This is a genomic window from Spiroplasma endosymbiont of Polydrusus pterygomalis (assembly GCF_964030635.1).
Lineage (GTDB): Bacteria > Bacillota_I > Bacilli_A > Mycoplasmatales > Mycoplasmataceae > Spiroplasma.
In genome coordinates this window covers 1,007,087-1,022,788 of sequence record NZ_OZ034909.1, presented here as the reverse complement: position 1 = coordinate 1,022,788, position 15,702 = coordinate 1,007,087, and the positions used below count along the sequence as shown (strand labels likewise).

General features: G+C 26.1%; 18 protein-coding genes and 3 pseudogenes. 8 read left to right on the top strand and 13 right to left on the bottom strand.

The features are described from left to right. Window positions 1-46 precede the first annotated feature (46 nt). Window positions 47-943 carry a hypothetical protein gene (locus tag ACQH23_RS06600; protein WP_425377711.1) on the top strand — a complete coding sequence of 299 codons (897 nt, stop codon included), beginning with the start codon at window positions 47-49 and terminating at the stop codon, window positions 941-943. A 95-nt stretch (window positions 944-1,038) separates the two neighbouring features. Here ACQH23_RS06600 and ACQH23_RS06595 read toward each other — a convergent pair. Together ACQH23_RS06595 and ACQH23_RS06590 are read right to left on the bottom strand one after the other, a co-directional pair. Then, window positions 1,039-1,263, bottom strand: a pseudogene (locus ACQH23_RS06595) (transposase); the annotation flags it as partial. Between the two features lie 39 nt (window positions 1,264-1,302). Beyond that, window positions 1,303-1,767, bottom strand: a complete 465-nt coding sequence (locus ACQH23_RS06590) for a DDE-type integrase/transposase/recombinase (RefSeq protein ID WP_425377710.1) — start codon at window positions 1,765-1,767, stop codon at window positions 1,303-1,305. A gap of 57 nt (window positions 1,768-1,824) precedes the next feature. Here ACQH23_RS06590 and ACQH23_RS06585 point away from each other — a divergent pair, with 57 nt between their 5' ends. Next, on the top strand, window positions 1,825-2,775 hold the full coding sequence (locus ACQH23_RS06585) for an IS30 family transposase (protein ID WP_425377709.1): 951 nt from the start codon (window positions 1,825-1,827) through the stop codon (window positions 2,773-2,775). Window positions 2,776-2,794: 19 nt separating this feature from the next. Next, window positions 2,795-3,097: a hypothetical protein gene (locus ACQH23_RS06580; protein WP_425377708.1), complete on the top strand. Its 303-nt coding sequence runs from the start codon at window positions 2,795-2,797 to the stop codon at window positions 3,095-3,097. A gap of 251 nt (window positions 3,098-3,348) precedes the next feature. On the opposite strand, the gene ACQH23_RS06575 is transcribed toward ACQH23_RS06580, so the two are convergent. The 9 genes and pseudogenes from ACQH23_RS06575 to ACQH23_RS06535 form a co-directional block, all read right to left on the bottom strand. Continuing rightward, window positions 3,349-4,263, bottom strand: coding sequence for an ABC transporter permease (locus tag ACQH23_RS06575; protein WP_425377707.1), 915 nt, complete (start codon window positions 4,261-4,263; stop codon window positions 3,349-3,351). Next, entirely contained in the window at window positions 4,263-6,425 is a 2,163-nt protein-coding gene (locus ACQH23_RS06570; RefSeq protein ID WP_425377706.1) for an ABC transporter permease subunit, read from the bottom strand. Before ACQH23_RS06570 ends, ACQH23_RS06575 begins: the two co-directional genes overlap by 1 nt. Next, window positions 6,409-7,974 (bottom strand): ABC transporter ATP-binding protein, encoded by a 1,566-nt coding sequence (locus tag ACQH23_RS06565; RefSeq protein WP_425377705.1) that lies wholly within the window; start codon window positions 7,972-7,974, stop codon window positions 6,409-6,411. The genes ACQH23_RS06570 and ACQH23_RS06565 overlap by 17 nt, the downstream gene beginning before the upstream one ends. A gap of 476 nt (window positions 7,975-8,450) precedes the next feature. Next, complete coding sequence (locus ACQH23_RS06560) at window positions 8,451-8,999, bottom strand: hypothetical protein (protein ID WP_425377704.1); 549 nt, start codon at window positions 8,997-8,999, stop codon at window positions 8,451-8,453. Next, a complete protein-coding gene (locus ACQH23_RS06555) occupies window positions 8,978-9,445 on the bottom strand; it encodes a hypothetical protein (RefSeq protein WP_425377703.1) in 468 nt (155 codons plus the stop codon). The genes ACQH23_RS06560 and ACQH23_RS06555 overlap by 22 nt, the downstream gene beginning before the upstream one ends. Window positions 9,446-9,736: 291 nt before the next feature. After that, entirely contained in the window at window positions 9,737-10,141 is a 405-nt protein-coding gene (locus tag ACQH23_RS06550) for a hypothetical protein (RefSeq protein ID WP_425379320.1), read from the bottom strand. A gap of 259 nt (window positions 10,142-10,400) precedes the next feature. Next, the gene (locus tag ACQH23_RS06545; RefSeq protein WP_425377702.1) at window positions 10,401-11,096 is read right to left on the bottom strand and encodes an IS3 family transposase; all 696 of its coding nucleotides are present in this window, start codon (window positions 11,094-11,096) and stop codon (window positions 10,401-10,403) included. A gap of 28 nt (window positions 11,097-11,124) precedes the next feature. Then, window positions 11,125-11,721, bottom strand: coding sequence for a DDE-type integrase/transposase/recombinase (locus ACQH23_RS06540; RefSeq protein WP_425377701.1), 597 nt, complete (start codon window positions 11,719-11,721; stop codon window positions 11,125-11,127). Window positions 11,722-11,742: 21 nt separating this feature from the next. Continuing rightward, a pseudogene (locus tag ACQH23_RS06535) lies at window positions 11,743-11,808 on the bottom strand (hypothetical protein); the annotation flags it as partial. A gap of 185 nt (window positions 11,809-11,993) precedes the next feature. Here ACQH23_RS06535 and ACQH23_RS06530 point away from each other — a divergent pair. The 5 genes and pseudogenes from ACQH23_RS06530 (at window position 11,994) to ACQH23_RS06510 (ending at window position 14,432) form a co-directional block, all read left to right on the top strand. After that, window positions 11,994-12,257, top strand: coding sequence for a hypothetical protein (locus tag ACQH23_RS06530; protein WP_425377654.1), 264 nt, complete (start codon window positions 11,994-11,996; stop codon window positions 12,255-12,257). A gap of 173 nt (window positions 12,258-12,430) precedes the next feature. Then, entirely contained in the window at window positions 12,431-13,114 is a 684-nt protein-coding gene (locus ACQH23_RS06525; RefSeq protein ID WP_425377700.1) for an IS3 family transposase, read from the top strand. 197 nt (window positions 13,115-13,311) lie between these two features. Further along, window positions 13,312-13,575 (top strand): hypothetical protein, encoded by a 264-nt coding sequence (locus ACQH23_RS06520; RefSeq protein ID WP_425377654.1) that lies wholly within the window; start codon window positions 13,312-13,314, stop codon window positions 13,573-13,575. Beyond that, window positions 13,542-13,814, top strand: a pseudogene (locus ACQH23_RS06515) (hypothetical protein); the annotation flags it as partial. The gene ACQH23_RS06520 and the pseudogene ACQH23_RS06515, both read left to right, overlap by 34 nt. A 21-nt stretch (window positions 13,815-13,835) precedes the next feature. Continuing rightward, complete coding sequence (locus tag ACQH23_RS06510; protein WP_425377699.1) at window positions 13,836-14,432, top strand: DDE-type integrase/transposase/recombinase; 597 nt, start codon at window positions 13,836-13,838, stop codon at window positions 14,430-14,432. A 191-nt stretch (window positions 14,433-14,623) separates the two neighbouring features. On the opposite strand, the gene ACQH23_RS06505 is transcribed toward ACQH23_RS06510, so the two are convergent. Both ACQH23_RS06505 and ACQH23_RS06500 read right to left on the bottom strand, forming a co-directional pair. Then, window positions 14,624-15,004, bottom strand: coding sequence for a transposase (locus tag ACQH23_RS06505; protein ID WP_425377698.1), 381 nt, complete (start codon window positions 15,002-15,004; stop codon window positions 14,624-14,626). A 409-nt stretch (window positions 15,005-15,413) separates the two neighbouring features. After that, complete coding sequence (locus ACQH23_RS06500; RefSeq protein ID WP_425377697.1) at window positions 15,414-15,683, bottom strand: hypothetical protein; 270 nt, start codon at window positions 15,681-15,683, stop codon at window positions 15,414-15,416. Window positions 15,684-15,702 lie beyond the last annotated feature (19 nt).

The window sequence follows — 15,702 nt, the reverse complement described above, 5'->3', positions numbered from 1 at the left end:
TAAAAAAAGATAAAATGATGGATATATTCTTAAGAAGGACTTGAAAATGGGCAATATAACAAACAACGATGTGATATGACAACAAAATAACAACAAAGATTGAATTTTGAAAAATAATGTTAAACTTTTAGTTAAAAGATGACAATTTTGATTTAAATTAATTATTGGAATTTTACCAATTATTTCAATTATTATTTTTACTAGTGTTAGTTTATCATTAACATTATTATGTAAACATCATGGTGTTTTTCCAAAGAGTTGGGTTTCGAAATATGACACAAGATTGGAAGAATTACAAAGTTGATCAGATGTTAATGTTAGTTTCATGGTTATTTTTCGTAATTTAACATTATATACTTCATATTCAACCTTTATTTTTTCTGCATTTTTTCTTAATTCTTCTTTTAATACCTTAAAAGAAGGACAAGGACGATATGATAATAGTAAAGTAGGATTATTAACAATGGTTGTTATTTGTTTTACCTTATTCTTTTATAATATCTCCTTACCGATTACTGGCGATTTTAAAAAGTGATTACCAATCCAATGAATGAGTATGTTTTTACAACATTCTTTAATTCCATTGTTAGGGGTTCTTTATTACTTTACTTGGTATAAGCATTATAATTTAACTTATAATAAAACAACAATGTTACGTTGATGAGGATATAGTTTAGCAATGATTTTAGGATATTTCATAGTATTTACCATTCTAGGTTATATTTTAAAAGCAACACATAGTTGAAAGCCAATGCCAGATATGTCATTCTCCGGTTATTTTCCTTATGATTTTATGGAGTTTACTAATATCAAAGCTAGTTATACAAATAACAAAGTTTCAATGACCGTTCAAACAATGATTGTTTATATAACATTTGCGTTAATTGTTTCTGGTTGTTATTTTGGTTTCTATTTTGCTCAAAATAAAACTAGTTGAAAATAAATGCGACAATTAAAACGCTTATTAAGCTAAAGATAAATTTCCTGAATTGTAAATATATTTGGGACACTTTATTGAATATTTTGTATTAAATCCAATTAATTTTTATAATTTAATGATTTTCTTGGCATTGAATTTATTTTCAATGCTATTTTATTTAAGTCATCTTGATAAAATATTGATAAATCTATTCCTTTTGGTAAACTTCGTCTCAAAATTCCATTATTATTTTCGTTTAATCCTCTTTGGCCAGGACAACCAGAATCAGCAAAATAAACTTTTATTTTACAAATATTTTCAAGTTTTTTTCACTTGCTAAATTTTTAGACTGCACCCCGTTTAGTAAGTATTAATAAAAAGGTTTACAAACTTTCATTTATTATATCTTTTTCTTTTTGGTTTGAATATCATTTATTTCATTTTTTAACATCATTAATATATTCATTATGAGATTTATAATTTTTATTATGGATTGTTCCTTTTTTAAGTAATGAATGAAAACTTTCAATAATAATGTTGTCTGCACAATGATAATTTTTACCCATTGAAATTATAATTTTGTTATCTAAACATTTACTATTATAATCTTTAGATGTATATTGATATCCGTGATCTGAATGAATTATTGTTTTATTTAGCTCTTTTTTTATTTTTTTAATTTTATTAATTGCAGCATTTAAATTATCAATTACAAGTTTGTTATTATTAAATTTTGATCATTTTACATCAATAATTTCTTTAGTATATCCATCAAGTATTGTTGATTGATGGATATACGCTGAATTATACTTGTAAGTGCAAGTAAATAAAATTGCAAAAAATCTCATATAAAAATTTTATGATGATAAGTTTATTTTAGAAAAAATAAAGCAAGGAGTTTTTATATGGGATATAAACATCTTGGCATAGATGAAAGAATTTATATTGAGAATCAATTGAAGTTTAAAATAAAAATTAGTGAAATATCTAAAAATCTTAATCGAAGTATTAGTACTATTATTCGAGAAGTTAATAGAAATAAAGATAATAATCATTATTTTTCATTAATTGCACAAAATAAAGCAGAAAATATAAAACAATCACATATTTATTTTCATAAGTTTAAAAATAGAGAATTAGTAAAATATGTACAACAAAAATTATTATTAGGTTGATCACCCGAACAAATTTATGGCAGAATTAAAAATTTTCATAAAGAATGAATTATTAGTTTTAAAACAATTTACAATTGAATTTATTCTGGATTACTTGAAAAAGTTACTAATAAAAATTTAAGAAGAAAAGGTAAGAAACGAAAATATCAAGAAAATCGGGGTAAATTTAATGTTAAATCAATTAAAGAACGAAATGCTAATGTTAATAATCGCGTAACTCTTGGTCATTGAGAAGGTGATACCGTAGTATCATCACGAGGTAAAAGTAAATCATGTTTAATAACTTTAGTTGAAAGAACATCAAGATTTACTTTAGCAATATTAGTTGAAAATAGAACTACTAAAGTTATTAACGAAAATATTAGCCATTATTTATCAATTCTTCCAAATAATCTTGTTAAGACTATAACATTTGATCGTGGTAAAGAATTTGCTAATTGACAACAACTTGAAAAAAATTTAAATGTGAAAATTTATTTTGCTAATGCATATTCACCCTGACAAAGAGGTACTAATGAAAATACTAATGGTTTAATTAGAGAAAAATTTCCTAAAAAATTTAATTTTTCAAATACTACTAAAAATGCAGTTCATAAATTTATATTGTCTTTAAACCAAAGACCAAGAAAAATACTAAATTATCTTTCGCCAATCGAATATTTGGTTAGAAAAATAATTTAGTTGCACTTAACTTTACAATTTGGCAATTAAAAAAATAAAAAAAGATCTAAATAAAACAATAATTCATTCAGATCACGGATATCAATATACATCTAAAGATTATAATAGTAAATGTTTAGATAACAAAATTATAATTTCAATGGGTAAAAATTATCATTGTGCAGACAACATTATTATTGAAAGTTTTCATTCATTACTTAAAAAAGGAACAATCCATAATAAAAATTATAAATCTCATAATGAATATATTAATGATGTTAAAAAATGAAATAAATGATATTCAAACCAAAAAGAAAAAGATATAATAAATGAAAGTTTGTAAACCTTTTTATTAATACTTACTAAACGGGGTGCAGTCTATATATTAATGATGTTAAAAAATGAAATAAATGATATTCAAACCAAAAAGAAAAATATATAATAAATGAAAGTTTGTAAACCTTTTTATTAATACTTACTTTTTTGGGTGCAGTCTAGTTCATCGTACAGGATGCCTTTAAAGAAGTTTTCTTGCAATCTCCAAAATGTGTGTGGTATACTACAAAAAAATAAAAAACAACCAATGGTTGTTTTTTAACGTAAGGATTTGTCAAAGGGAATGCCGGATGCTTTGGGAACTTTCGAATATTTTGAAAAAGCAACCATTGTTATCAACGCGAAGACAAATGGAAGAATTTTCAATAATTGATTCGATGGTTCAGCAATATTTCAACCAGCAAAGCGTCATAATGTTCCTGCTAAAGCAATTAAAAAACTAAATAAAACGGCTCCTAATGTAATGTATTGAATTCGTCATTGTCCAAAAATCATGATTGCTAAGGCAATATATCCTTGTCCTTGAACATCACCACGAAATTGTCCTGAAACATAATGGGTAAACATTGCACCAGCCAGTCCCGCTAAACATCCTGAAATAATCACGGCTTTATATCTTGTTCTAATCACATTAATTCCGGCTGCATCAACCGCATTTGGGTTTTCCCCACAGCCAACATAACGTATCCCCGTTTTGGTAAAGCGTAAGAAAACGAAGGTAAAACCGGCTAAGACAATAGCAATAATTAGGAAAATATTAATAATTTGGTACGAATCAATTCCAATTGTACTAAAACCGGTTTGAATCATATTTCCCGCTGCTAAGGCGGGGATACTTACAAAAAATAATCCTAATCCAGTTGCTAATAAATTTAAGGCTGTTCCCGAAATTACTTGTTGTGCTTTTAAAGTAATTGAAGCAAAACCATGTAATAAGGAAAAAGTTCCCCCACTAATTGTGGCAACTAATAAAGCAATAATTTGCATTCCATTACCGTATTGAGATAATACTTTTCCTAATAAAGCATACACTAATGCCCCAATAATCATCATCCCGTCAATGGCAATATTAACAACTCCGGCTCGTTCAGAATATAAACCAGCCATCGCCGCAATTAATAATACGGCAAAAAGGACTGAACCATTCGCAAATAATTGTGAAACTGCTTCCATTAATTTTTCCCTCCTTTTTGCATCATTTGATAAGCGTTTTTTTGGCGAAGATACTCTGTTTTTAAGATTTTATTATCTTCCGAAACAGTGTTTCTAATATGCACTAATTTTTGATTTAATTCCTTTTTTCATTGTGGCATATTTGTTTTATGTTTTTCCCGCATTGCTTTATATTCAACATTAAACTGTTGTTGCATTTCTCTTAATTGTATTTGTAAATTTTGTTTCAACATTATCACTTCTTTTTGGACCTTAACATCCGCTTTAACCTGGCGATTAATTATTCTTAATTGGCGTTTAAGGTCTTTTTTTGTTTGGTGATTTTTAGCTTTAAACTGACGCATTTCTTGTTGTTGACGACGTTTTAAAGCGTTAATTTCCTGATTTAATTTTTTTGTAACAACTGCCTCTTTTTTTTGCAACGTTTTAAAATCATTTAAATATTTTTGTTGAATTTCATTATAAACTGGATAATAACTTTTCCACAATTTTTTAATTGCTTCTTCTTGTTTTAAAAATAAATCACCATATTGGCTTTGCAAATTCGCTAATTTAACATATAAATCTTTTTTTGGTAAATTATAAAATTGAGATAATTTTCGCTTAACTTGTCCTTTTGTTTTTCGCACTGCTTGATAGTAATTGTTTTTTAAAAAACTAATTTCCTGTTTTTTTAGTAAATACTCATTTCTTAATTGGACAAAATGATCAAGTGCTGAGCCAATGGCAATAAAAGTTGCTAAATCATACTTTGTTTTAATTCCTCGTTGGCCAATTCGTGCTGTTTCCTTATATTTTGAATTTTTAAAGAAACGAATTTCTTTTTTTAAAGGGGTAATTTTTCCGGCATATAAAGTTAATTGATCGTCAATTTCATTGCGATAGGCTTTAATTTCCTCCTTATCACCGACTTTTTTTAATGCTTGAATTTTAATCCGATATGCTTTCTTTGTCGCTTTAATTTGTTTTTGATAATTTTTAATTTGATGGTGATATTCAGAATATTCTTGTTTTCATTCAGGACGATGTTGAATATTTCATCAACGGCGTAATCAAAAGATTGGTTTAAAGTAAATAAACAAAGCAGAAATGGCAGTCATATAAATAATAATTCCAAAAATTAATTGCCCCATTTGTTTTGACATTTGAAAATCAGGTAGTTGGGTTGCTTGTAAAGCTGCTGTTTTAATAATTCCCCATAATAAGGCAATTGGTAAAATGGCAACCCCATTCGTAAACGCAACTAAGGCAACCGCAATAGCATCAAATCCAACAACGGGCAAGGCATCAGTGGTAAATTGTAAGACGGTGGATTGGGTCATATAATATAACATTCCTAAAACACCCGCCAAACCTCCTGATAAGGCCATTGAAATTATATTATACGCTTTAACATTGGTTCCAGCATATAACGAAGCATTTTTTGATTTTCCAACCGCTTTAATGCGAAATCCTAGGACCGTATAATTCATAATAAAAATAATTATTCCTAATAATAACATCGCAATAATAAACGGAATAATTCATGTTTGACCATTCAACATTAAATTAAATTTTGGGGCAGTGGTTACAATATCAATTGTTGAATTATGATTTGAATTCCACATCCCATGAGATGGATTCATAAACATTCACTTCATGACATATCAAACAATTCAATTTAACATAATTGTGGAAACTACTTCATGAATATTGAAATAAGCCTTTAAAGTCCCCGCAATCGCGGCTAAAGCGGCTCCAACAAGTATTGAAATAAATAAGGCTCCGACCACCCCAGTCCCTTGGCTAATTGTGGGATTCTTTAAACCTAAAACAATTGTCATACTCCCCGCTAGCAACATTTGGCCAGGGACTCCAATATTAAATAGGCCCGATTTAAAACCAACTGCAACTGCTAATCCCGCAACAATATAAATTGCTCAATAAGTTAATGTTTGATCTTTCAATAAAGGGTGAAAAGCTAATCGAAAAACATAATTAAAAAATAATAATGGATCTGACGCATTTGCCCCAATGATGATAAAACTAAGAAGTACCCCAGCAATAATGGCACAAATTGATGCTTTAAAATAATTCATTTTAGTTTTAAATTCATTTGAACGAAAGAAAATTTTTATTTTTTGATTTAACAATCACTCATAATTTTTAATTTGTATTTGCATTAATTTTTATTCCTTTCTGTTGATATCTTCCGGACATCATTAAACCTATTTCTTCTCGTTTAACTTTATTTCCAGCAACCTCACCAGTAATGCGACCATTATGTAAAACAACAATGCGATCTGCTAAACTCATAATTTCTTCTAGTTCATATGAAACTAATAACACCGCTTTCCCTTGTGCTTTTTCTTTTAAAATTTTATTATGAATATATTCAATTGCACCAACATCTAATCCCCTCGTTGGTTGAACAACAACTAAAATATTATGTTGACGCAATAATTCTCGACCAATAATTAATTTTTGTTGGTTACCCCCCGATAAACTTCGGGTAACCGCAAATCCAGAATTTGCACCACGGACATCATATTTACTAATAATCTGTTGAGCATATAATTGGATTGCTCCTTTATCTAATAAACCACAATTTGAAAATGGTTTTTGATTAATATTTTGTAAAACAACATTATCAATGACATTAAATTCTAAAACTAAACCATGCTTATGACGATCTTCTGGAATATGTGACATACCATTTTGATAACGTTCATAAATGCTTTTCTTTGTGACATTAATGTCATTAAAAATTATCTCCCCCGATGTCCCCTTATCTAATCCAGTTAAGACATTAACTAACTCTGTTTGGCCGTTTCCTTCGACTCCTGCAATTGCAACAACTTCTCCGGCATGAACAGTTAAATTAAAGTCATCTAACGCCATTAAGCGTGTTAATCCTTTTTTCTTAACAGATAAGTTTTCAATTTTCAATAATACTTCTGGTTGGGGTGCTCGACCAGAATTTTTAATTTCAACTAAATTACGGCCAACCATTGCTTCAGCAATTTCTTTTTCGTTCTTAGCTTGGACATCAAAAGTTTCAATAACTTTTCCGCGGCGAATAACAGTTGCACAATCAGCAATTTTTTTAACTTCATCTAATTTATGGGAAATAAAAATAATAGTTTTTCCGTCCTTTTTTAAATCTAACATAATTTTTAATAAACTTTCAATTTCTTGTGGAGTTAAAACAGCGGTTGGCTCATCAAAAACTAAAATATCCGCCCCTCGATATAAAATCTTCAAAATTTCAACGCGTTGTTGCATTCCAACAGAAATATTGGCAATTTTAGCATTAAAATCTACTTGTAAATTATATTTAATTGCAATTTGTGCAATATCACTGGCTTCTTTTGTTCGATCTAAAAATACATTTCCTTTTAGTTGTTCATATCCTAAGGCAATGTTGTCTAAAACAGTAAAAATATCAACTAGTTTAAAATGTTGATGAACCATACCAATTCCTAGTTGATTGGCTTTAATTGGATTACTAATGTATTCTGATTTCCCATTAACAATAATTTCCCCTTTTGTTGGTTCATACAAACCAAATAGAATACCCATTAATGTTGATTTTCCGGCCCCATTTTCTCCAATTAAAGCATGAATTTCCCCCTTTTTAACTTTTAAAGTAATATTATCATTTGCAATTAAATCATCAAAAAACTTGGTAATCTTATTCATTTCAATTGCATACTCATTATTGTTTTCCATATTATGTCCTTTCTTCTATAAAGCTGCTTCAATTGCTTTTAAAATATAAGCTTTCAAGGTATCAACGCTTTCATACGTATTTGATAATGTTGTTGTGAAGGATTTTGATGCCACGAGAATAAACATCTTGCAATACTTTAATAATTTTATCAAACACGGTGTCACGGCTGGCATCATATGTTTCATTATGAATAAAATAAACAGTATCTTCATTAATTGATTTTGTTTCTTCAATTCCTATTCAAGTCGGATGTTGAATTGATGATTGGTCAGTATCAATTCAACATTCCTGCGTCACCTTACTATCATCTTACATATTATTATCAGATTGATATCCACATTTATCAGAATAAATATTCTTTAAAGCTTCCGCTGTCGAAGTGGCAATTTCTTTTAACGCACTTGTGGCAATAATGTCTTCGCCATAAATTTTCGATTGCTCGGTATCAACACCAATAACCTTAGCTGCTGATTTATTATAATTCTTGCGATACCTGATTATTTATGCTTAAAAAGCAATTAAAATTTTTAAAAATGCTTATTTTAAAATTTAATTTAATTTTTTTAATTTGTAATTTTTTTATTTTTGTTAGTATCGCAAGAAGTATATTATATTTAACCCAGTCAATCGTATTTTGCGTTTGTGGTCCGGAAACAGGAAAAATAATACTTTGCCCCACGCGAAAGTAATTCATCTGAAATATCTTTACCACATGCCCAACTTCAAATGATTGTGAAAATCATGATTCATTATTTTTGACAATGTTTTGTACTTTTTCAATTTTTTCTAACGTTGTTATTGTTGGATTCATTTTATGAACTTGTTTTAAAATGCTATTTTTAATCTTAAACAAGTTTGGGAAATTACGATCACTGATGATTGTGTTAAAAATATCAGCCGCTACTAAAAATCCTCACATATAGTTTGAAACAACTCCAAGATTATTCATCCCCCCATAAGTAGCTATTTTTAAACCTTTTTGATATCTGTTTTGATGGACATTTAACCATAATTGCTGTTGCAATTCCGGCAAAAAAACCCTGATGATTTGGATTCATAACTAATACTAACAATATTTTTTGCCAATGGCTTGCGCGGATCCATTCCTAAATGAATACCTTTACTACTTCCATCCATATAAATTAAATTCTCTGTGATTTCTGCCGCTCATCCAATTGTATTACCATGCACAAAACCTGATAAAATTAATGTTTTTGCTCCAGCAGTATGAGCATTTACATAAGCTGTTTTAAAATCAGATGGTGTTTGAGAACTTGCTGGTTCAAAATAACTAACTCGTCAATGACATGTTTTTCACTCTGAAAACGAAACCTCTTCGTCTTGCTGTGAAACAACATATTTACTTGTGCCATTCCATGCTGATTCATTAAATGATGCATTGGTCACAACCCCTGCATAGGTAATAACTCAAATATTATTATCAAAATAATATTTTTTTTGCACAGGCAACAAGAGAAAAACTCGAAGCAGTAAAAAAAGTTGCTACTGTAAAAAACTGAGCAATTTCCTCATTGTTTTACTTCCTCCTATTTATTATAACCTGAATTGTAAATATATTTGGGACACTTTATCTTTAATTTTGTCGAAAACTCTTGATAAAGTAAAAAAAATCATCAATATGACAATTTGAAAACGAATTTGATGGAAGATTATTATTGTTCTTTAACTTTTTTAGATGTTAAAATATAATATCGTTGCTTGTTGGTTTGGTGTTAAATCTTTGTGTTGGTATTTTCATTTTTAGAGATTTAAATAATTTTGAATGTTAGTAAAACCTAAACCATGATAATGAATTAAGGCTTCTTTAAGACTTGCTTGTAATTTACTAATTTTATTTAATTTTCGATAACTGGCATCAGGATTTGTCCTAGTTTTAGTGGCATATAAAGTAGAACTTGTTTGTTTTGCTACTAATAAATATAATGGTTGCATGTCATAAATAATAATGGAATTTTTGTTAATTAATTTTGTATTCATATTTTCAATAATTCACTGTTTTTGTAATCGTTTGGTGTTAGTGGATTGAACAAAAATATTATTATTAGTATCAACCGCCATTTGAATACAACATTTAGTGTTAGTGGAAAATGGATCAAGATGAGTTTTTCGTTTATCAAATTTATCTTTAAAATTACCTTTATGGATTTCTTTAATAAATGTTTCATCGATTTGTATTTGGCCATTTAATTTTTTTAATTTGTAATTTTTTTATTTTTGTTAGTATCGCAAGAAGTATATTGTTTATCCTCACTCGCTTGTTTTTACGACATTCCAAGTAGGAGAGTTTTATTTAGTTGTTTTTGCTGTTGTTTTATTAAACTAAGCAAGGTTAACGACAATTTTAACCTAATTAAAAAAGACAGAATTTTATTTCTGCACAGTTTCAGATAACTGAGAATTTTAATTAAAAGAATGCTTTCATTTCATATTGAAGTGGTGGCATTTTTAAATTTAAAATTTTTCTTTTTTCATTATAATGAATTATATAATTATCTACAATATTTTTTACTTCTAAAATATTTTTACAGTGTGATAATTCTGAGTTATCGGTTTTAAGAATTGAAAATCAATTTTCAATCGGTGAATTATCTAAACAATCGCCTCTTCTTGACATACTTATATTTATGCCGTGTTTTTTTAATAATTTTTCATAAGCTTTTGAAGTGAAATGAATCCCTTGATCAGAATTAATAGTTAATTCACCTTTGATTATTTTTCTTTTAATAATTGCTTCTTTGATACAATTATTTACTCAATTTACTGTTGGAGTTGTTGTTAAAGAATAATTTACTATTAAATTACTAAATAAATCCTTGATTGCAAATAAATATACTCATTCTGTGATTGTTTTAACATACGTAATATCAATTGATCACTTTTGATTATTTTTTTCAGCTTTAAAATTACGTTTTAATAGATATTTATGTCGAATATGTTCATTTGTCATTTTTAAGAAATAATTAATTTTTTTTCTTGTTTTAATTCTTACACTAGAAATTCTATTAGCTAATTTCATATAACGATAAACTGTTGAATTCGACACATTAATTTTTTGATCTTCCAAAAATAATTTAATTTGTCTGTGTCCTTTAGACTGCACCCCGTTTAGTAAGTATTAATAAAAAGGTTTACAAACTTTTATTTATTATATCTTTTTCTTTTTGGTTTGAATATCATTTATTTCATTTTTTAACATCATTAATATATTCATTATGAGATTTATAATTTTTATTATAGATTGTTCCTTTTTTAAGTAATGAATGAAAACTTTCAATAATAATGTTGTCTGCACAATGATAATTTTTACCCATTGAAATTATAATTTTGTTATCTAAACATTTACTATTATAATCTTTAGATGTATATTGATATCCGTGATCTGAATGAATTATTGTTTTATTTAGCTCTTTTTTTATTTTTTTAATTTTATTAATTGCAGCATTTAAATTATCAATTACAAGTTTGTTATTATTAAATTTTGATCATTTTACATCAATAATTTCTTTAGTATATCCATCAATTATTGTTGATTGATAATGTTTTTTACCATTTCAAATTAAATAAGTTACATCAGTAAATAAAATTGAAAATCTTTCTTTAATATCATTAAAATTACGATTTACTAAATCAGGATATTTAATGATATTTTTATTTCTATTTTGTTTTATTAATATTTTTCTACGCATACGCTTTACATATTCAGCTTGAATATTATTTTCTTTCATAATTCGTAATACTTTATTAGCATTATAAACAATGCCATAATCTTCTTTTAAATATTTGGTAATTCGACGATAACCAAATTGTTTTAAATTTTCTTCATAGACTTTTACAATATTCTTTAATGATTCGCTATCCTTACCAGTACTTGAATAATTTTTATATTTATCTCAATAACTACGCTTTAAATTTGTTATATCAAGTAATAGACTGCACCCAAAAAAGTAAGTAAAGAAAAAAAGTCTTTGCTAAACTTTTAAAGGAGGTGCATTTTTATATGGCAAGAAAAGGACAAAAATTTAATAAATATACAGCAGATTTTCGAAAAAGGATAGGACAAGAGGTTAAAAATAATAGTATAAGTTTTATTGCAAAAAAATATGCAATTAATAAAAAAACTGTTGCTTCATGGTATGAAAATTTTAAGAAAGGGATTTTAAACACCAATAAAGGTCCAAAAGAATCATTTGAAAAAAGAGATTTAAACTATTACAAAGTTAGGTATGAATTACTAAAAAAGCTTCATGACTTTTACAATTAAATAAAAGAAAAATTGTATTTTTTATCAAAGAAAACCTTAATAAATATCCACTAAATTTATTACTTGATATAACAAATTTAAAGCGTAGTTATTGAGATAAATATAAAAATTATTCAAGTACTGGTAAGGATAGCGAATCATTAAAGAATATTGTAAAAGTCTATGAAGAAAATTTGAAACAATTTGGTTATCGTCGAATTACCAAATATTTAAAAGAACATTATGGCATTGTTTATAATGCTAAGAAAGTATTACGAATTATGAAAGAAAATAATATTCAAGCTGAATATGTAAAGCGTATGCGTAGAAAAATATTAATAAAACAAAATAGAAATAAAAATATCATTAAATATCCTGATTTAGTAAATCGTAATTTTAATGATATTAAAGAAAGATTTTCAATTTTATTTACTGATGTAACTTATTTAATTTGAAATGGTAAAAAACATTATCAATCAACAATAATTGATGGATATACTAAAGAAATTATTGATGTAAAATGATCAAAATTTAATAATAACAAACTTGTAATTGATAATTTAAATGCTGCAATTAATAAAATTAAAAAAATAAAAAAAGAGCTAAATAAAACAATAATTCATTCAGATCACGGATATCAATATACATCTAAAGATTATAATAGTAAATGTTTAGATAACAAAATTATAATTTCAATGGGTAAAAATTATCATTGTGCAGACAACATTATTATTGAAAGTTTTCATTCATTACTTAAAAAAGGAACAATCCATAATAAAAATTATAAATCTCATAATGAATATATTAATGATGTTAAAAAATGAAATAAATGATATTCAAACCAAAAAGAAAAAGATATAATAAATGAAAGTTTGTAAACCTTTTTATTAATACTTACTAAACAGGGTGCAGTCTATAATAAATTTAGTGGATATTTATTAATGTTTTCTTTGATAAAAAATACAATTTTTCTTTTATTTAATTGTAAAAGTCATGAAGCTTTTTAGACTGCACCCAAAAAAGTAAGTAAAGAAAAAAAGTCTTTGCTAAACTTTTAAAGGAGGTGCATTTTTATATGGCAAGAAAAGGACAAAAATTTAATAAATATACAGCAGATTTTCGAAAAAGGATAGGACAAGAGGTTAAAAATAATAGTATAAGTTTTATTGCAAAAAAATATGCAATTAATAAAAAAACTGTTGCTTCATGGTATGAAAATTTTAAGAAAGGGATTTTAAACACCAATAAAGGTCCAAAAGAATCATTTGAAAAAAGAGATTTAAACTATTACAAAGTTAGGTATGAATTACTAAAAAAGCTTCATGACTTTTACAATTAAATAAAAGAAAAATTGTATTTTTTATCAAAGAAAACCTTAATAAATATCCACTAAATTTATTACTTGATATAACAAATTTAAAGCGTAGTTATTGAGATAAATATAAAAATTATTCAAGTACTGGTAAGGATAGCGAATCATTAAAGAATATTGTAAAAGTCTATGAAGAAAATTTAAAACAATTTGGTTATCGTCGAATTACCAAATATTTAAAAGAAGATTATGGCATTGTTTATAATGCTAAGAAAGTATTACGAATTATGAAAGAAAATAATATTCAAGCTGAATATGTAAAGCGTATGCGTAGAAAAATATTAATAAAACAAAATAGAAATAAAAATATCATTAAATATCCTGATTTAGTAAATCGTAATTTTAATGATATTAAAGAAAGATTTTCAATTTTATTTACTGATGTAACTTATTTAATTTGAAATGGTAAAAAACATTATCAATCAACAATAATTGATGGATATACTAAAGAAATTATTGATGTAAAATGATCAAAATTTAATAATAACAAACTTGTAATTGATAATTTAAATGCTGCAATTAATAAAATTAAAAAAATAAAAAAAGAGCTAAATAAAACAATAATTCATTCAGATCACGGATATCAATATACATCTAAAGATTATAATAGTAAATGTTTAGATAACAAAATTATAATTTCAATGGGTAAAAATTATCATTGTGCAGACAACATTATTATTGAAATTTTTCATTCATTACTTAAAAAAGGAACAATCCATAATAAAAATTATAAATCTCATAATGAATATATTAATGATGTTAAAAAATGAAATAAATGATATTCAAACCAAAAAGAAAAATATATAATAAATGAAAGTTTGTAAACCTTTTTATTAATACTTACTAAACGGGGTGCAGTCTACTTTTTAATACTATTTTCTCTATGAATTGCTTTAATTATTTCATATATTGAATAATCAATATTTGGTTGATATTCATCACAATTTTTTGAATATTTATTTCAAGTATCATATGAAATTCTTAATTCTTTTAAATATCATGATAAAGTAATTTTTTAAACTTGCAATTCTGATTTAATAAAAGCAATTTGTTTTCTAATGTTTGTTTTTGTTTTTATCTTTGGAAGAGCTTCAAGCTTTTTTAAAACCTCATTCTCAGCTTTTATTCTTTCATTTTCTTTTTTTAATAAATAGTTTTCACGTTCTAAGGGTTTTTTAAACTTATTTAATTCAAAATCTTTTCGCTTTTTTCGTTCTTTTAGAATTTCTTTATTTTGTTGAAATTGATTTACTCATTTTGAAATAGTTGCTAAACTAATATGATATTCTTTTGCTATTTCACTATAAGATTTATTGTTAATTGAATATTCATTAACAATTTTTTCTTTAAATTCAAAAGAATGATCTTTAGACCCTTTTATTTTACCTTTAGTCATATAAAAATGTTTCTCCTAACTTTATATATTAATAATAATCTAGAAAAATTTTTATTTATATATCTAAGTTAAAAGAAACATTGCACAGAATTTTATTTCTGTCTTTTTCTTAGTTTTTGGAAAATTCCCACCAACCGAATATTTTACGCGCTCCCTTTTAATAGTAAACAATGAAAAATATTAAAATTTAAACATGATACAGATAACGTCAAAGAAATAGATGGTATTCCGTTTATTCCGAGTGATATAAAAGTTTATGTTGAAGCAGGTAAATTAAAAGGTCTTTATCGTTGAGATGGAAATGGTGAACTTCAAACACCCCAAATTGATACAAATACAGGTAAAATTACAGATTGAAGTGTTGAAAATAAAAATAAAATTAAAAAAATTTATTAAAAATATTTTATTATTAATTTAACAAGATATAAATTTGCCGTTTGTATCTACACAGCACAAATTGAAGAATATTAAAAGTTCATGTTGTTATTTTATAAAAAATTAATAAATTGACATTAGCCTGGCAATGATTCTTTTTTAAGAGAAAATCATTTTGGTTTAAGATGGCCTTAATTCGTTCTCGCATTTCAGTGCTAATTGAGCCCCCACTAAAATAACGCGAAATGGTTCCAACTCCACACACTACTATCTTTGCTAATTCTTTATAGTTTTTAATTTTCATTAATTTTCCCTCTTGTTAT